Here is a 17,951-nt window from a genome sequence, read left to right on the forward strand (position 1 = left end):
CTCTCTTCATCCTATAATTAGCCTAAATTTATCCTCTCGATATATGGACAATACCCATGAAGAAATCAGCCCTTATTCTCTCCACCGCTTTATTAGCAAGCACTGCAAATGCTGACGTTCTTGGCGTGACCGCTGAAGCTGGATCTTACCTTATTAATGATGGTGAAGATTTTAACTCATATTTCGGCATCGCCCTTGAGCACCCAATCCCACTTATTCCAAACATTCGTTTACAACGCCAGTCATTAGAAAGTACCGATAGTAGCAACTCTTACGACGTACCTTTCAATGATTACACGCTCTATTACGAGCTTTTGGATGGATTAACATTAGTAAATTTGGATGTTGGTGCGACTTTTAGAAAAATTGATCATGACAACTCTGACATCGGCGGCACCTACCCACTACTGTACGTATCTGCTTTCTTTGACATTCCAGGTACCGTTTTATCCGTTGGCGCTGAAGTTAAGACTGGCGGTAACAGTGATGCAGATATTACTGACACGACATTTAAAGTGAAATTCCAGCCACTTGTCTTTGCTGGACTTGAGCTAGGTTATAGAACTATCAACGAAGACTTTAAATCTAACGGAAAAATTGAGCCAAAAGGTATATTCCTTGGCGCTTTCGTAGATTTCTAAGTATCTAAAATAAAAAAATCCCGCTGAGTTTGATGTAATTCAGCGGGATTTTTTTTTAGATTTAGAGATAGCTAAATCACTTTTGAAAAACCAATAACACCATCATCAGATAACTCCGCAACAATACTGTCACCCGTCACAAAATGCCCTGATAACAACTCATTAGCTAATGGATTTTCTATCCATTTCTGTATTGCTCGTTTTAATGGCCTAGCGCCATAAACCGGGTCATATCCAATCTCAGCCAATTGATCTGCTGCATCATCCGTCAAGCTCAAAGACATTCCCATCTCAGACAACCTATCATTGAGATGAGCAAGCTGAACTGTCGCAATACCTTTAATTTGAGACTTCATTAAAGGATGGAAGACAACAGTTTCATCAATACGATTAACAAACTCTGGTCGGAAGTGCATTCCTACGACCTCCATCACTTTCGCTTTAATCTCTTCATATTGATCAGCTGACTGGTATTCCTGAATTAAATCTGACCCTAAATTAGAGGTCATCACAATCACGGTATTTCTAAAATCAACCGTGCGACCTTGCCCATCAGTTAGTCGACCATCATCCAAAACCTGTAGCAGAATATTAAAGACATCTGGATGCGCTTTCTCGACCTCATCAAGCAGCAACACAGAGTATGGTCGACGCCTTACAGCTTCTGTTAAGTAACCACCCTCTTCGTAACCTACATAGCCTGGAGGCGCCCCAATCAAACGTGCGACCGAGTGCTTCTCCATAAATTCTGACATATCGATACGAACCATTGCCTGCTCGGTGTCAAAGAGAAATCTCGCAAGGGATTTACATAACTCAGTTTTACCCACACCTGTAGGCCCTAAAAATAAAAAAGAGCCATTTGGGCGATTCGGATCAGCCAAACCAGATCGAGAGCGACGAACTGCATTTGAGACCGCTAGGACCGCTTCATCCTGCCCCATAACAGATTCATGAAGCGCTTCTTCCATACGCAACAACTTATCACGCTCGCCTTCCAGCATTTTATCAACAGGAATACCTGTCCATCGAGAGACAACGGTGGCAATCTCTTCCTCAGTGACACGGCGTTTTAACAGCCGAGTTTCAGTAGTTTCTTCCGCCTTGCTCGCTTTTTCAATTTCTGCTTCCAGCATCGGAATAACGCCATATTGAAGCTCTGACATTTTGGCTAAATTTCCGCTACGGCGAGCTTCTTCCATTTCATGACGCACTGACTCTAACTCTTCTTTGAGTTTTTGCGCCCCTTGAACTGCCGCTTTTTCCGCATTCCAAATTTCTTCTAAATCCGAAAACTGTTTCTGCAGACTATCTATCTCTACACCCAACTCTTCTAGTCGTAACTTCGAAGCTTTATCTTTTTCTTTCTTTAAGGCTTCTTTTTCAATCTTCAATTGAATTAAGCGACGCTCCAGACGATCCATATCTTCGGGTTTAGAATCCATTTCCATGCGAATGCGACTGCCCGCTTCGTCAATAAGGTCAATAGCCTTATCCGGCAACTGTCGATCGGTTATATAACGCTGCGAGAGCTTCGCTGCTGCAATAATCGCGGAGTCAGTGATATCTACGCCATGGTGAACCTCATAACGCTCTTTTAAGCCCCGCAGAATAGCAATAGAGTCCAATACACTCGGCTCCTCTACCAACACTTTCTGAAAACGCCTTTCTAATGCCGCATCTTTTTCAATAAACTGACGATACTCATTCAACGTGGTGGCGCCAACACAATGCAGCTCACCACGAGCAAGCGCAGGCTTAAGCATGTTGCCAGCGTCCATTGATCCCTCTGATTTACCGGCCCCCACCATGGTATGAATTTCGTCAATAAACAAAATCACTTGTCCTTCTTGCTTTGCTAACTCATTAAGCAATGCTTTTAGGCGCTCTTCAAACTCACCACGGTATTTAGCACCCGCAATCAACGCGGACATATCAAGAGACAAGACACGCTTATTCTTCAAGCCTTCTGGCACTTCACCATTTATAATTCGTTGCGCCAAGCCTTCTACGATGGCTGTCTTACCCACACCTGGCTCACCAATTAGCACTGGATTATTTTTACGTCGACGTTGTAGCACCTGAATAGTGCGGCGAATTTCATCATCGCGCCCAATGACCGGATCAAGTTTGCCTTCTGCCGCCCTCGCTGTTAGATCAACTGTGTATTTGTCTAGCGCTTGGCGACTTTCCTCTGCATCTGGGTCATTTACAGAGTCACCACCACGAATACTATCAATAACAACCGCAATATCCGCTTTAGTAACACCACTGGCCTTGAGGCTCTTAGCAAGATCATCTTTGCCATCAAACATCGCCATCAAGACCAATTCGGAAGAAATATATTGATCTTTTCGCTTCTGTGCTTCTTTATCCGCTAAATTAAGCAACCGCCCCAATTCTGGAGACATTTGCACATTGCCATCATGGTCACTCACCTTTGGAAGGCGTGTCAGCAGCTCATTTAAGCTATCACGAAACTTGGCAACCGGAATTCCTGCTTGCTGTAAGATAGGTCGAGTGCTACCACCCTGTTGATCAAGCAAGGCCATCATTAAATGAAGTGGCTCAATGTAAGAATGATCCTGCCCAAGTGCAACGGATTGGGCATCGGAAAGTGCTAACTGTAATTTACTGGTTAAACGATCTATACGCATAATCTGACATCCTTTCTAAACATAAGATGAAATATTCAATTAAGAGCTTAATAATTCCGAAAGCTAAATTTTCAAGAGAAGAGGTGTCATTTTTTTGACACCCATCACTTTAATTGAAAGTATCTTATTCTTTTAGCCAAATAACAGATGCCATTCGCCCAGTCATTCCATCTCGCCGATAAGAGAAAAAGCGCTCTCTGTCTGTAAAAGTACAATAGTCACCGCCATATACTTGTTTAATGCCTGCGGATAACAGACGCTGGCGAGCCAGTAGATAAAGATCAGCAAGCCACTTTCCAGTTTGCTGCGAAGGCCTGAATGCTAGCGCGGCATTAGAGTCCACCAACATAAAAGCTTCTCTAACTTCATCACCTACTTCAAAAGCACTCGGCCCAATAGCAGGTCCTAACCAGGCCATCACGCCATCTTTTTCATCAAATTGAGCCAATGTTGATTCTAAAACGCCAGCACACAACCCACGCCAACCAGCATGGGCGACCGCCACCTGAGTTCCTGCCTGATCACAAAAAAACACTGGCAAACAATCCGCAGTGAGCACCGCACAAACTTGGTTAATAGTTCGAGATGTTGCAGCATCGGCACTCTCTAGCGGTCGATCACAGGGTAATTGAACAACATCTATGCCATGAACTTGATTTAACCAGGACGTAGAATCAGGCATATCAATACACGAAGCGAACAATTTACGATTTTGATTCACAGCCGCAGGGTCATCTTGCACATGCAGGCCCAAGTTCAACCCATCAAAGGGCGCATTACTAACACCACCCATACGAGTCGACACATAAGCGCAAACCGACGCTGGCGCGGGCCAAGTCGGTAAAATATATGAATTAGGATGAGAAGCCATCAAAACCCTCGCAAATAAATAACAAAAAGGCAGCCAAAGCTGCCTTTACAAAATGCATTATTCTATTAAAAATACTCAGAATCATTACTACCTGATTCCACCATATCTTTCTTTAATGCCTCTAGCAATTTCTGCATGTCTTCAGGCAAATCTATTTCCCATTGCATCCATTCACCAGTAATAGGGTGAGAAAGCTCTAGCTTTTTAGCATGAAGTGCTTGGCGGCGAAAATGACGCAGCTCATCCTGCAACTCAGGAGAGCAAGCTTTTGGCATTTTCAAACGGCCACCATACTGCGGGTCGCCAACCAATGGATACTGAATAAATGCCATATGAACTCGAATTTGGTGAGTGCGGCCAGTCTCAAGCTTTAAGCGAATATGAGTGTGATTTTTAAAGCGTTCAACCAGACGATAATGCGTTACAGCATCTTTACCATTGACAGGCTCTACTGCTTGTTTTTGGCGGTTATGTGGATGACGACCAATAGGCTCATCAACAACACCACCCCCAGTCATTACACCAATGGAAATCGCCTCATACTCACGCCCCATACTGCGCTCTTGTAACTGAGCAACCAGATCCGTTTGCGCCGCCAATGTTTTAGCAACCACCATTAAGCCTGTCGTCTCTTTATCTAAACGATGCACTATACCAGCTCGTGGAATGTGCGCAGTTTCTGGAGCATGATGAAGAATAGCATTCATCAAAGTACCATCTCGGTTCCCCACAGCAGGATGGACTACCAAGCCTGCAGGCTTATTAACAATCATGATGTCGTCATCTTCATAAACGACGTCAAGATCCATCTCTTGCGCCTCATGATCTTCTTGGGCCTCAATGACAATATCCAGAGACACAGTTTCACCACCAAACAACTTCTCTTTAGGCTTCGTGATTTTTCCGTCAACTTTTAAAACCCCTTCCTTGATCCATGACTGGATACGAGAACGGGAATAATCGCTAAACAACTCTGTTGCAATCTGATCAAACCGGCTTCCTCCCAAATCGAAAGGAACTTGGGCTTCTTTTACTATTCGCTCTGCCATACAATGTACTTTAGTCTGTTGTTATCAGCTCAATAAATTTATCATTGAGCTAAATGTGAAAAAACGTGTAGCGCCTTGCTCTTCTTCATCTTTCGCAGTATAACGCTACAAAATGCCGATTGAGGCCAATCTACTACCATATCAAGGTTTTGATTATACATGGGATTTCATCACTCGTTGCTCCGATTCTCTGGAATAGTAAGTTTTTCTTTATTCATTGCAGCCTGTTCAAGTACTCAAGTACAAGAACCAGACCTGCCTGAGCGTGTTTATTACAATAAAGCGCAACAAGCATTAGAAGACAATCTTCCATCCACCGCGATAAAACACTTAAAAGATTTAGACTCTCGCTACCCGTTTGGTGAGTTCAGTACTCGTGCAGAACTGGACTTAATCTATGCCCAAATGGAAGCTGGCGATTTCATTTCAGCACACTCTACAACTGAGCGTTTTATCAAAAATCATCCCGAACATGATTCTATAGATTACGCCTATTACATGCGTGCTCTTTCAACCTACAAAGGCGCTGAAAGCTTTATGTCTCGCTACTTGGATTTAGACCCAAGCGAAAGGGATTCAAAAGAATTATCCAGAGCTTTTAGTGAACTTGCGGACTTCACATCGCGCTTCCCAAATAGCAAATATGCACCAGACGCAAAAGCACGCATGTTTCATTTACGCGAAATGGTTTCACGACATGAACTGAAAGTGGCTAACTACTACTTAAAAAGAAAGGCTCCTCTTTCAGCATTACGTAGAAGCCAAGAAGTGATTTTACACTACCCTAGCACTCGATCTGTCGAAGAAGCACTTGCTATCAGCATTCAGTCTTATATGGATTTGCAACAAACGGACTTGGCAAATACAAATCTAGCGGTGCTAAAACAAAACTTCCCTGAATCAAAGCATCTAGATGAGGAGGGTAAATTTATCCAACTCGAACTACCAAATGATGCAGACCCTAGTTTTCTATATTGGGTTACATTCGGTTTAATGGGCTAACATAAATAACCTAGATTATTTATTGGGTGGGAAGATAACTTCTTCCCGCCCACTTACCCAAACAGAATGTTTTTTCATAACGACGTCTTTGAATAGAGAACTATCTAAAAAACCTTTTAGCCACAGTTTAAGATGATGATACTGAGATTCATCAAAGCGTTTTTGATCTACCCCCGCAAACTGGCGAATAAATGGAAATATAGCAATATCAGCAACACTCACCTTTTCACCAAACAAAAAAGACCTATTCGCCAAGCGCTTGTCCAAGCGTTTTAAGAACACTTCGCCTTTTTTATGATAATAGCTTTGACTGCATTCAGGATAACGGTCTGCATATTTGTAGCGATCAAGCCACCCCTTAAATACATTATCGTTGTATCGAACCCACGCCATCATTTTACTTTTCTGCACACTTTCTTTTGGCCACATGCACTCTATATCTAACCTGCACTCTACGTTTGAAAGTGCCCAGAATATGATATCTAAGCTTTCCGGATAACGACTTCCTTCAACATCAATCAGTTGAGGAACACTAGAGCGGCCACCGAGCGACAGCAAAGTCTGCGGCTTAAATTTTAGATCTACCTCTCTTAAATATACATGCAACCCCAAAAATGAGATGGTATATCTTGCTCGGATTGCATAAGGGCAACGCCTAAATGAATATAAAACAGGGAGCAAACCCTCCTCCTATAAAGTCTATAGCTGAAATTAAAAACATAAAAAAGCCATGTCGCCAACACACTAAGAAACTAAAATACAGCGTAATGGACACATGGCTTTTTAAATATAACCAAGCTAATTATACAATAGTTACATTTTCAGCTTGAGGGCCTTTTTGGCCTTGAGTCACTTCAAAAGTAACACTTTGGCCTTCTTGCAAAGTACGACGCCCATTACCATTTATCGCACGAAAGTGAACAAAAACATCTGCACCACCTTCACGCTCAATAAAACCAAACCCTTTCTCGTCATTAAACCACTTAACAATTCCTGAAACTAACTGATCAGACATAACAACCTCATTTTATGCTGCTCTTAAACGAGCAATCTTTTTAACTAAATTAAAACGCTATCAATCTTAAAAAAACACAATATGTAGCCAATTAAGAAGTACATTAGCACTAATAAATATAGCCACTTCTTGATAATAAGTTGTTAGAAATAAAATAGAAAGTATATATAAGCTGAGATTTTTGAAACGCCCACAAATCTAGTAGGCCAAACAAAAATAGGCACAGCACATTAATCAACACAACAAGAAAAGCACCAAAAAAGACCACACACAGGACAAACCTTCAAAAAAGCACCAAGAAAACGCAACATGGAATGTATCTTGCTTAAAAACACCAAAATAATAAAGAAACCCTCCATTCTCTATAAAAAAAGCCCTAAACAAGAGCAACAAGAGGAGATGGAGAACCATATAAGTGCAAAAACAACAGGAGTCGCTCTGTGTCACCCACAAATAGTGCAGTTGAAATACTCGTATCCAGCTCAAACACGCTTTTCATCCTACTTGGAGCCGTGATGGTATTTGCCATGCATGCCGGCTTCGCCTTTCTTGAAGTAGGAACAGTACGCCACAAGAACCAAGTTAATGCGCTAGTAAAAATCATGACAGATTTTGCCATATCTGCGCTTGTCTATTTTTTTGTTGGGTATCAAATCGCTTATGGCATTACTTTTTTTGATAGCGCAGCCGTTTTATCTCAAAACAATGGATACAGCCTAGTTAAATTCTTCTTTTTAATGACATTTGCCGCCGCCATTCCAGCAATCATCTCTGGTGGCGTTGCTGAACGAGCTAAGTTCTACCCTATGCTGGTATCATCCGCCATTATAGTTGGTGTTGCGTACCCATTCTTTGAAGGCATTGTCTGGAATGGCAACTATGGCTTTCAGGATCTATTAGAAACTCACTTTGGCGCCCCCTTTCATGATTTTGCGGGCTCCGTTGTTGTTCATGCATTTGGGGGCTGGGTCGCTCTTACAGCTATTGTTTTATTAGGAACGCGACGTGGTCGATTCAAACAAGGAAAACTTGTTGCCTTTGCCCCTTCAAACATTCCATTTCTTGCTCTAGGCGCTTGGATACTCTGTATTGGCTGGTTTGGTTTTAATGTTATGTCAGCGCAAACGCTAGAAGGCATCAGTGGACTCGTCGCCGTAAACTCTTTAATGGCGATGGTTGGCGGCATTATTACCGCAATGATATTTGGTAAAAACGACCCAGGCTTCATTCACAACGGCCCACTAGCCGGTCTTGTGGCTATCTGCGCAGGGTCAGACATAATGCATCCAATAGGAGCGCTCGCAACAGGCGCATTTGCTGGCGCGATATTCACCCTGCTATTCACCTATGTTCAGCAAAATTTAAAAAATACAGATGATGTACTCGGTGTTTGGCCATTACATGGGGTTTGTGGGGCATGGGGTGGGATCGCAGCAGGTATATTTGGGTCTGAATCGTTTGGCGGTCTAGGCGGTGTTAGCTTTCTTTCACAACTAGTCGGAAGTATTGCCGGTATTGCCGTTGCGACCATAAGTGGTTTTGCTGTTTATAGCGCAATTAAAGTCATTAGCGGATTGCGACTAAATGAAGAAGATGAATTTAATGGCGCAGATTTATCTATCCATAAAATAGGTTCGATAGGTAAAGAATAAAACTCTATTGTATTCTGCCAATCTGAAATAGCTCTTCTTGTCACAAAACAAGAGGAGCTCTTTTTTAATTCATAATAGAGCCCACTATGAGTACAATCCCCATAATAAAGATTTACTTAGGCAAAAAAGCACATGATTATTTGGCTGTTAACACACAGTGAAGAACTCAAAAAGAAAACAGGGACGGGTAAATTAGTAGAAGAAATAATGGGCTCTGATTGCAAAGTCATAATCTGGTCTAGAGTTGCCCCTAGCCCAGACATAATTAACTTATCACCAGATAATAGCTTACTTATCTACCCAGATAACAATGCAGACTCCCCGCAAAGCATCTCGAACACGCTCAATATAGAGAACATTATTGTCATTGACGGCACTTGGCAGCAAGCACGAAAAATGTACAATCAATCCCCATATCTAAAAAAATTCACACACTATGAAATCAAAGACATAAAGTCAGTTTACAGCAAACGCAGAAATCAAAAGACAACAGGCCTGTGTACTGCGGAAGTGGCTATTCATCTATTAAATGAATATAACCACCCGTTAGCGCCTATCTTACAAAGTAGATTCACAGAATTTAATCAGTAACACAAACTCGAATCTCACCTATAGAATCCACCCAAGCAGTCATTTCATCACCCGAAGTAACTGCACCAACATTTTCGGGCGTACCTGTCATAATTAAATCACCAGGTCGCAACTCAAATACCTCTGATAATTTACAGATAACTTCTTCAATAGACCAAGTAAGATTGGAAATGTGACTAATTTGCTTCAAGTCACCATTCACTTTTAAACCAATTTCTGCATTCAATATTTGCTTGGTAAGCTGATCTGTTTTCAGGAGGATTGGGCTGATTGGCGCGGATTCATCAAAGGACTTTCCAACCTCCCATGGACGGCCTTTCTTCTTAGCTTGCGCCTGAAGATCCCGCCGAGTCATATCCAAACCAACAGCGTAGCCAAGAACAGCCTCACTAGCTTGTCCTAGCGTCAGATTACGCCCTCCTTTACCAATCGCCACAACAAGTTCAACTTCATACTCAAACTGCTTAGAAGCCATTGGGTAACGAATAGACAACGTATCTGAAAAGCTAACAGGCACAACATTAGAAGCGTCTTTAGCAAAGAAAAATGGCGGATCTCTTTCAGGGTCATCACCCATTTCTCTCGAGTGCTCAGCATAATTCCGACCAACACAGTAAACTCGTCCTACAGGGAAGCACTCATCACTTTCAACTATCGGCAAAACCACTCGTTTTTGCTCTGGTACAATATGCTTCACAAATACCTCAATATTCTCATTAATAGACGATTTAGAAATGTCCCGACTTTAGCCAAATAAAGCAGCTCGATTCTACACTCCATTGATTTGACAAAAATTCTGGCTCACGAAACCACATGCCAGATGATAATAGACGCTCACCGTAACTAGCCTGACCTGAGATAACAAATAATTCAACAGAACTAGGTAAGTCTAATTCACTTAATAAATTGTCACCATTTTGAATCCTAACAAGCCACACACACTCCATACCAAACATATACAGCGGCAAGATTTCGGACTTATTAGATGACCAGATTTTAGGGGTAGTTATAGAGACTTGATTTAAATCGGACGACTGAAACTGATGTAACTTGACGAGCAACAAGCACCCATTTTCACTATGAGGAGCATGACTAGTACCGGGAGGGTTTCTAAAGTAACTTCCCGCCTCGAAGTCACCTTGTTGATCAGAAAAAACACCTGATAACACCAATATTTCTTCACCCAGAGGGTGTGGATGAGGGCGAAAAACTGATCCAGCCTTGTACTGCACAAGGCTAGTTGCATGACCCCGTTCAGCCCCCTCCCTAGCCAATGGCTTTCTAAAAACACCAGGCATGGGACTTGCTACCCAATCAAGTTTATTTGTATCGATCAATACAGCTTGGGTAAAGTCCATATTAAGCATAAAAACCGCCAATCACAGGAAAACTTCAGTGTAACGGTTTGGTCAAATAACAATCAAGTATTTGTAATATTAAGAATAAAAGCTTTCAAAATAAAAAAAAGCACTTGATGTTTCCATCAAGTGCCAAAATGTTCCAACAATCGCCTACAAGAGAAGAGATATGGAACCTTGAATGATCGCATTTAACATAAGGCTCCCACCTTATCGAACAACAGGAGCCTTAGAGTAAATAAAATCTTCTAGGAGAGGACCTTAGAAACCGTAGTAAACACCAACAGCTGTTTGAGTATCGGAATCAGCAGTAGAGTTAGCTTCGATGCTAGCTACTTCGCCGTATACATAAACATTTGACGCTAGGCTGTATGTTACGCCAGCACCAAACTCGTTGTAGTCATCACCAGTCTCTGGAGAGATAACTTGTGCAGAAGCGTAAACATCACCAGCACCGTAGCCATAACGAGCAGCTAGGCCAAATGTATCCTGCGTATCTTTAGTAGTTTCAAATTTTGCACTCACATTCAAAGCTGGCATCACTTGGTAACCAACATTCAAACCGATAGTGTTTTCCCCATCTACATAGTTACCATTTTGATCATAACCTAAAGCTAGCACCAAAGCGCCTGTAGAGTATTTAACTACACCAGTTACACTAGCGCCATCTTCAGTCTGCAAATCGTCACCTGTAGCTGTAGGAATTTCAGCTGCATCACCCGTGACTTGAGTAGAAAGCTGAATTTCAAAGCCATTCATTGAAGGCGAGAAGTAAGCGATAGTATCGCCTTCAGTTGTCGTAGTGTTATTCTTGAAAGATAAGTTTTCAAACTGGTCAACAGAATCTTGGATTGCATTGTTGTAGATAGAATCGAAAGAGCCAACTTGTACTTTACCGAAGTTACCTTTCAAACCAACAAAAGCTTGATCAAGACGAGTTGAAACAGTGTTCTTCTCATCAGCATTAGCTTCAAGCTCGTACTTGAAGAAAGCAGTCAAATCTTCATTGATTGTTGTTTCGCCTTTAAAACCAAAAGTCGAACCGTTATCTTTAAATTCATCACCAGCATCTTTATCTGTGTATGCATATTGGATGTTACCGTAAACGTCTACTGTAGAACCTTCAGCAGCATGAACAGATACAGCAGCAAAAGCAGCGCTAGATACTGCGATAGCAATAATCGATTTTTTCATTCTCGTTTCCCTTTAAAATATATAGCTTTCTTGTAGGCGCTTGAACATTGCAAGCAACAGTCAATTAATCTAAAGATTTCGCAGAAATTCACAAGTAGGTGCATCATGCATGCACAAACAATTCATCCTGAGTGCTGTTTATATGAAATAAGTCACAAATAAAGGACGAAAAACGGAGAGTAATCAGCTCAATTAAAAAAAAACACCTATAATCAATAGGTTAATAAAAAACTCATCTTCGTTTCGAAAATAATGTGCATATAAAAATAACAAAGTGTGAAAAATTAAACGTGAAATAAGATTTAATCTACAGAAAAGCACATTGAAAGGAGAAGAAAGAACTTAAAAGAGCGGCAGTGCGGAGGAATCAGAAAAATAATTAAGAATCAGAGAGGTGATGAAAACCATAGAATCTAAAGTAGGATTCATAGAGAATGCATACAATGCAAATAATAAGCAGCTTAGCAATTGAGCTAATTATATGTAGTGGAGTCTATTTAAGGAGAAGTTCTTGGAAAAATTTCCGCTGCATCCTTGCAGCTCTGTTCCTTCCTGAAAGGAGACAGAGCCTCCATCCTGGAGGCATGGACAATTCCTTTGCCCTCTGCCTAAATATTACACTATCCTGACTTAATGGATTGTGCAAGAAATAATTTTCATTTTTAAGCTAATCAACTTTCACTGAGTAAGCTACCACATCAAATCGTCTGGAATCTGGAAGTCTGCATAAGGGTCATCATCAAGACTTTCGGTTCGATTATTACACACTAGCACATAAGAAGAATCACGCTCCGTTATTTTCACAGCAACAGGTTCAGCAATAAGCTCATATGCTTCATCAAGCTTTACTATCGCCAAACGACCGTAGCTTAAATCATTATGCATAGATTGACTGACATACAATTTCTTAACTTTTTTATTATCTGTAAAATGATAAGAAATATCACCGCTTTCTTTTTTTATACGGTTTTGCTCTATCATCTGTCTAATTTGTCCATGAATAGCCTTTTCTTCTATAAGCTTTTGACGCTCTAGATTTAACTGCTTATCTTTTTCTGCTTTCTCATCACGCTGACGCTTTAACACCTCTTGCCGATCATCCATGTCAGTTGGCGCAGCCTTTCCCTTTTTTACCTTTTGCTTATGCTGTAAAGATTCTGCTTTTAGCTTTTTTACCTTTTTTTTATCTACAAGCCCAACACCTAATAATTGCTCCTGCAGTGATTTCGCAGCCATTGAATATCTCCCCTTATACAAACAATTATTTCTATTTTGCTATGAAGCATTAAAGGAGCTAATAAAAAAATTAATACCTTTAAAGCCATACAAACAACAAAAACAAAAAAAGCGACTATAAAGTCGCTTTTTAGCATTCGCACTGCTGAGTAAAACCTCAGCAACGTTAACTCTTAATTAAAGAGGAGTAACGTTTTGAGCTTCTGGGCCTTTTTTGCCTTGAGCTACTTGGAATTCAACTTTTTGGCCTTCAGCCAAAGTTTTGAAACCAGAAGTGTTGATTGCAGAGAAGTGAACAAAAACATCAGGACCAGAATCCTGAGTGATGAAACCGAAACCTTTAGTTTCGTTGAAAAATTTTACTGTACCAGTTACTACGTCAGACATGTCTGTTTATCCTGTAGGTTAAGTTAATTTATACGTAAGCGTAAATCGCTTCCGTTATAGTGCTAAAAAAACTCGGTATTACTTATGACTTAACAGGACCGAACATACATGACGTAATATTCGCAACTCTGGACATAAATATTGCCAACTCTTTTAAACGAAACTGATTGTAGTCCGCTTTCAAGCACTGGGTCAATCAAGTTTTAAAAAAAAATTACAAGACTTGACGATATAAGCATCAGAATAAAGATAAAAAAATCATATCTATATGTATTTAAAGGATTTTATTTATTTTCAAACCTTAAAAATAAAATAGAAAATACCATATTTTTTCTCAGAAACACCTACCTTTCATAAGTTTCATAAAGATGCTATGCGTGAATGTAAAGTCCGAAAGGAGCGAAATACACCCATTGGAGGCGAAACTAATTCTTTTTATACCCATAAAACACATTACAGACCTGAAAAATCAGCAATAAATTTATTAGATAGTGAAGGCGCATACAGTTAAATCCTCACAATCTTCTCCTGCATGAACGACTATAGATTCAATTGATTTCCACTACTTTCTAGGTATTACGCAAAAAAAACAGCTGCATTACAAGACAACAACTTACCTAAAGAGTATTAATATTTGATTCACCTTCAGCTTGCGAAACAGACAACAGAAAATCGGATAAAAGGCACTTTAAACCCTCACATCCGTCTTTAACGAATCAAAAAAATCTTTATGCTGACTCATTCCATCTTAACACTAAATTCGCACAGACCGTCGAAGGATGAGACAGGCATAAGCGGAGCAAATGGCTAAGCGAGTGCTGCGAGGCTTATTGCTAACCCAGATGACTTTGCATTTCTTTAAGACGAAAAAAAGCCCTGACAGCATAGCTATCAGGGCCTTGTTAATATAAAGCTTGATGATACTTCCCCTATTGCGGGACGATCTACTCTTACATGCCTGTCTGTTATAAAGAGCCCCACATACTTATCCCCTTGCGAGACTAGCATGGGCGATGGTGATTCCCCATAACGAAAAAACCCCGACCTGCTGAGCAGGACGGGGTTTCTCTTAATATAAAGCTTGACGACGACCTACTCTCACATGGGATCTCCCACACTACCATCGGCGATGGCGCTTTTCACTTCTGAGTTCGGGATGGGATCAGGTGGTTCAACGCTTCTATGATCGTCAAGCAATTCGTTTTGCGTTTGTTTTGAGCTATGCGTTGATTGCATTGTCTTTCGACTTGTCTCAAAACACGCGAATACGTGCTTGGATCTTTAACAATTCATTTTGAAATAACGTGGATCAAGTATTAAACCGATGCTCATCATTGCTGATGCTTTATCGTATCTGTGTCTTTGTCATTTTGATGAGATTGAGCTTTCACTTTTCTCATCCAAAACCACTTTGGTGTTATATGGTCAAGCCTCACGAGCAATTAGTATTGGTTAGCTCAATGCCTCACAGCACTTACACACCCAACCTATCAACGTCCTAGTCTCGAACGGCTCTTTAGGGGACTTATGTCCCAGTGAGATCTTATCTTAAGGGAGGCTTCCCGCTTAGATGCTTTCAGCGGTTATCCCGTCCGAACATAGCTACCCGGCAATGCCACTGGCGTGACAACCGGAACACCAGAGGTTCGTCCACTCCGGTCCTCTCGTACTAGGAGCAGCTCCTCTCAAATCTCAAACGTCCACGGCAGATAGGGACCGAACTGTCTCACGACGTTCTAAACCCAGCTCGCGTACCACTTTAAATGGCGAACAGCCATACCCTTGGGACCGGCTTCAGCCCCAGGATGTGATGAGCCGACATCGAGGTGCCAAACACCGCCGTCGATGTGAACTCTTGGGCGGTATCAGCCTGTTATCCCCGGAGTACCTTTTATCCGTTGAGCGATGGCCCTTCCATACAGAACCACCGGATCACTAAGACCTACTTTCGTACCTGCTCGACGTGTCTGTCTCGCAGTTAAGCGTGCTTTTGCCTTTACACTCTATGCATGATTTCCGACCATGCTGAGCACACCTTCGTGCTCCTCCGTTACTCTTTGGGAGGAGACCGCCCCAGTCAAACTACCCACCACACAGTGTCCTCGATCCCGATAAGGGACCTGAGTTAGAACCTCAAACATACCAGGGTGGTATTTCAAGAGTGGCTCCATGCAAACTGGCGTCTGCACTTCAAAGCCTCCCACCTATCCTACACAAGTAGGTTCAAAGTTCACTGTGAAGCTATAGTAAAGGTTCACGGGGTCTTTCCGTCTAGCCGCGGATACACAGCATCTTCACTGCGATTTCAATTTCACTGAGTCTCGGGTGGAGACAGTGTGGCCATCGTTACGCCATTCGTGCAGGTCGGAACTTACCCGACAAGGAATTTCGCTACCTTAGGACCGTTATAGTTACGGCCGCCGTTTACTTGGGCTTCGATCAAGAGCTTCGCTTGCGCTAACCCCATCAATTAACCTTCAAGCACCGGGCAGGCGTCACACCCTATACGTCCACTTTCGTGTTTGCAGAGTGCTGTGTTTTTAATAAACAGTCGCAGCCACCTGGTATCTTCGACCGACTAGTGCTTACGGAGCAAGTCCTTCACACCGGCCGGCGTACCTTCTCCCGAAGTTACGGTACCATTTTGCCTAGTTCCTTCACCCGAGTTCTCTCAAGCGCCTTGGTATTCTCTACCTGACCACCTGTGTCGGTTTGGGGTACGGTTCGATCATATCTGAAGCTTAGAAGTTTTTCCTGGAAGCATGGCATCAACCACTTCGCCCAAAAGAGGGCTCGTCGTCAGTTCTCGGTCTTAAAGGGACCCGGATTTGCCTAAGTCCCAAACCTACCGCCTTAAACACAGACAACCATCGCTGTGCTGGCCTAGCCTTCTCCGTCTCTCCATCGCAATATGTACGAGTACAGGAATATTAACCTGTTTCCCATCGACTACGCATTTCTGCCTCGCCTTAGGGGCCGACTCACCCTGCCCTGATTAACATGGGACAGGAAACCTTGGTCTTCCGGCGGGGGAGTTTTTCACTCCCCTTATCGTTACTCATGTCAACATTCGCACTTCTGATACCTCCAGCCTGCCTTACAGCTTGACCTTCAACGGCTTACAGAACGCTCCTCTACCATGCCTAGTAAACTAAGCATCCGTAGCTTCGGTGTACAGTTTGAGCCCCGTTATATCTTCCGCGCAGGCCGACTCGACTAGTGAGCTATTACGCTTTCTTTAAAGGATGGCTGCTTCTAAGCCAACCTCCTAGCTGTCTAAGCCTTCCCACATCGTTTCCCACTTAACTGTAACTTTGGGACCTTAGCTGACGGTCTGGGTTGTTTCCCTTTCCACGACGGACGTTAGCACCCGCCGTGTGTCTCCCGTAATTGCACTCATTGGTATTCGGAGTTTGCATGGGGTTGGTAAGTCGGGATGACCCCCTAGCCCAAACAGTGCTCTACCCCCAATGGTGAGATACGAGGCGCTACCTAAATAGCTTTCGAGGAGAACCAGCTATCTCCGAGCTTGATTAGCCTTTCACTCCTATCCACAAGTCATCCCCAGCCTTTTCAACGGATGTGGGTTCGGTCCTCCAGTTGATGTTACTCAACCTTCAACCTGCTCATGGATAGATCGCCCGGTTTCGGGTCTATTCCCAGCAACTAAACGCCCTATTAAGACTCGGTTTCCCTACGGCTCCACTATGTGCTTAACCTTGCTACTGAAAATAAGTCGTTGACCCATTATACAAAAGGTACGCAGTCACGGAACAAGTCCGCTCCCACTGCTTGTACGTACACGGTTTCAGGATCTATTTCACTCCCCTCACAGGGGTTCTTTTCGCCTTTCCCTCACGGTACTGGTTCACTATCGGTCAGTCAGGAGTATTTAGCCTTGGAGGATGGTCCCCCCATATTCAGACAGGATAACACGTGTCCCGTCCTACTCGTTTTCATGATTAAGGTGTTTTCGTATACGGGGCTATCACCCTCTATCGCGGCACTTTCCAGAGCCTTCTACTAACACCAAAACCACTTAAGGGCTAATCCCCTTTCGCTCGCCGCTACTTAGGGAATCTCGGTTGATTTCTTTTCCTCCGGGTACTTAGATGTTTCAGTTCCCCGGGTTCGCCTCCACACAGCTATGTATTCACTGTGGGATACTCTACAAGTAGAGTGGGTTTCCCCATTCGGACATGTTCGGATCAAAGTCTGTTTATCGACTCCCCGAACCTTTTCGCAGATTACCACGTCCTTCATCGCCTCTGACTGCCAAGGCATCCACCGTGCACGCT

General features: G+C 42.6%; 14 protein-coding genes and 2 rRNA genes (1 of these 16 cut by a window edge). 4 read left to right on the forward strand and 12 right to left on the reverse strand.

What is annotated here, in order from left to right; genetic code table 11:
• The first annotated feature begins 56 nt into the window (after window positions 1-56).
• Window positions 57-641, forward strand: a complete 585-nt coding sequence (locus tag JSY38_RS05760) for a TIGR04219 family outer membrane beta-barrel protein (protein ID WP_114413605.1) — start codon at window positions 57-59, stop codon at window positions 639-641.
• A 71-nt stretch (window positions 642-712) separates the two neighbouring features.
• On the opposite strand, the gene clpB is transcribed toward JSY38_RS05760, so the two are convergent.
• From clpB to rluD, 3 genes are all read right to left on the reverse strand, one after another.
• Complete coding sequence (gene clpB, locus JSY38_RS05765) at window positions 713-3,298, reverse strand: ATP-dependent chaperone ClpB (RefSeq protein ID WP_205115766.1); 2,586 nt, start codon at window positions 3,296-3,298, stop codon at window positions 713-715.
• 124 nt (window positions 3,299-3,422) lie between these two features.
• Window positions 3,423-4,169, reverse strand: coding sequence for a peptidoglycan editing factor PgeF (gene pgeF / locus JSY38_RS05770; protein WP_205115768.1), 747 nt, complete (start codon window positions 4,167-4,169; stop codon window positions 3,423-3,425).
• A gap of 65 nt (window positions 4,170-4,234) precedes the next feature.
• Window positions 4,235-5,218 (reverse strand): 23S rRNA pseudouridine(1911/1915/1917) synthase RluD, encoded by a 984-nt coding sequence (rluD, locus tag JSY38_RS05775; RefSeq protein WP_114413608.1) that lies wholly within the window; start codon window positions 5,216-5,218, stop codon window positions 4,235-4,237.
• Between the two features lie 159 nt (window positions 5,219-5,377).
• On the opposite strand from rluD, the gene JSY38_RS05780 reads away from it, so the two are divergent.
• Complete coding sequence (locus tag JSY38_RS05780; RefSeq protein WP_114413609.1) at window positions 5,378-6,220, forward strand: outer membrane protein assembly factor BamD; 843 nt, start codon at window positions 5,378-5,380, stop codon at window positions 6,218-6,220.
• Between the two features lie 15 nt (window positions 6,221-6,235).
• Here the strand turns inward: JSY38_RS05780 and JSY38_RS05785 are convergent, their stop codons facing one another.
• Window positions 6,236-6,901 (reverse strand): glutathione S-transferase, encoded by a 666-nt coding sequence (locus JSY38_RS05785; RefSeq protein ID WP_205115770.1) that lies wholly within the window; start codon window positions 6,899-6,901, stop codon window positions 6,236-6,238.
• 121 nt (window positions 6,902-7,022) lie between these two features.
• Window positions 7,023-7,235 carry a cold-shock protein gene (locus JSY38_RS05790; protein WP_114413611.1) on the reverse strand — a complete coding sequence of 71 codons (213 nt, stop codon included), beginning with the start codon at window positions 7,233-7,235 and terminating at the stop codon, window positions 7,023-7,025.
• A gap of 440 nt (window positions 7,236-7,675) precedes the next feature.
• On the opposite strand from JSY38_RS05790, the gene JSY38_RS05795 reads away from it, so the two are divergent.
• Together JSY38_RS05795 and JSY38_RS05800 are read left to right on the forward strand one after the other, a co-directional pair.
• Window positions 7,676-8,887, forward strand: a complete 1,212-nt coding sequence (locus JSY38_RS05795; protein ID WP_205115772.1) for an ammonium transporter — start codon at window positions 7,676-7,678, stop codon at window positions 8,885-8,887.
• 132 nt (window positions 8,888-9,019) lie between these two features.
• Window positions 9,020-9,478, forward strand: a complete 459-nt coding sequence (locus JSY38_RS05800) for a tRNA-uridine aminocarboxypropyltransferase (protein WP_205115774.1) — start codon at window positions 9,020-9,022, stop codon at window positions 9,476-9,478.
• Here the strand turns inward: JSY38_RS05800 and JSY38_RS05805 are convergent.
• The 7 genes from JSY38_RS05805 to JSY38_RS05835 form a co-directional block, all read right to left on the reverse strand.
• Window positions 9,468-10,175 (reverse strand): fumarylacetoacetate hydrolase family protein, encoded by a 708-nt coding sequence (locus tag JSY38_RS05805; RefSeq protein ID WP_205115776.1) that lies wholly within the window; start codon window positions 10,173-10,175, stop codon window positions 9,468-9,470. The two genes, JSY38_RS05800 and JSY38_RS05805, sit on opposite strands and share 11 nt — an antisense overlap.
• A gap of 31 nt (window positions 10,176-10,206) precedes the next feature.
• Entirely contained in the window at window positions 10,207-10,845 is a 639-nt protein-coding gene (locus tag JSY38_RS05810) for a cupin domain-containing protein (RefSeq protein WP_205115778.1), read from the reverse strand.
• A 252-nt stretch (window positions 10,846-11,097) separates the two neighbouring features.
• Window positions 11,098-12,030, reverse strand: coding sequence for a porin (locus JSY38_RS05815; RefSeq protein WP_205115780.1), 933 nt, complete (start codon window positions 12,028-12,030; stop codon window positions 11,098-11,100).
• Between the two features lie 690 nt (window positions 12,031-12,720).
• A complete protein-coding gene (locus JSY38_RS05820; RefSeq protein WP_205115782.1) occupies window positions 12,721-13,266 on the reverse strand; it encodes a DUF2058 domain-containing protein in 546 nt (181 codons plus the stop codon).
• A 177-nt stretch (window positions 13,267-13,443) separates the two neighbouring features.
• A complete protein-coding gene (locus JSY38_RS05825) occupies window positions 13,444-13,653 on the reverse strand; it encodes a cold-shock protein (protein WP_024024079.1) in 210 nt (69 codons plus the stop codon).
• Between the two features lie 1,079 nt (window positions 13,654-14,732).
• A 5S ribosomal RNA gene (gene rrf / locus JSY38_RS05830) occupies window positions 14,733-14,847 on the reverse strand.
• A gap of 227 nt (window positions 14,848-15,074) precedes the next feature.
• Window positions 15,075-17,951 (reverse strand): 23S ribosomal RNA (locus JSY38_RS05835) (it continues 13 nt past the right edge of the window).

Source organism: Marinomonas foliarum, assembly GCF_016906065.1.
Lineage (GTDB): Bacteria > Pseudomonadota > Gammaproteobacteria > Pseudomonadales > Marinomonadaceae > Marinomonas > Marinomonas foliarum.

Bases quoted from the DNA above. Each gene is read 5' to 3' on its own strand.
- JSY38_RS05760 (WP_114413605.1), top strand. From the start codon at position 57: ATGAAGAAATCAGCCCTTATTCTCTCCACCGCTTTATTAGCAAGCACT.
- clpB (WP_205115766.1), bottom strand. From the start codon at position 3,298: ATGCGTATAGATCGTTTAACCAGTAAATTACAGTTAGCACTTTCCGAT.
- pgeF (WP_205115768.1), bottom strand. From the start codon at position 4,169: ATGGCTTCTCATCCTAATTCATATATTTTACCGACTTGGCCCGCGCCA.
- rluD (WP_114413608.1), bottom strand. From the start codon at position 5,218: ATGGCAGAGCGAATAGTAAAAGAAGCCCAAGTTCCTTTCGATTTGGGA.
- JSY38_RS05780 (WP_114413609.1), top strand. From the start codon at position 5,378: ATGGGATTTCATCACTCGTTGCTCCGATTCTCTGGAATAGTAAGTTTT.
- JSY38_RS05790 (WP_114413611.1), bottom strand. From the start codon at position 7,235: ATGTCTGATCAGTTAGTTTCAGGAATTGTTAAGTGGTTTAATGACGAG.
- JSY38_RS05800 (WP_205115774.1), top strand. From the start codon at position 9,020: ATGATTATTTGGCTGTTAACACACAGTGAAGAACTCAAAAAGAAAACA.
- JSY38_RS05810 (WP_205115778.1), bottom strand. From the start codon at position 10,845: ATGCTTAATATGGACTTTACCCAAGCTGTATTGATCGATACAAATAAA.
- JSY38_RS05815 (WP_205115780.1), bottom strand. From the start codon at position 12,030: ATGAAAAAATCGATTATTGCTATCGCAGTATCTAGCGCTGCTTTTGCT.
- JSY38_RS05820 (WP_205115782.1), bottom strand. From the start codon at position 13,266: ATGGCTGCGAAATCACTGCAGGAGCAATTATTAGGTGTTGGGCTTGTA.
- JSY38_RS05825 (WP_024024079.1), bottom strand. From the start codon at position 13,653: ATGTCTGACGTAGTAACTGGTACAGTAAAATTTTTCAACGAAACTAAA.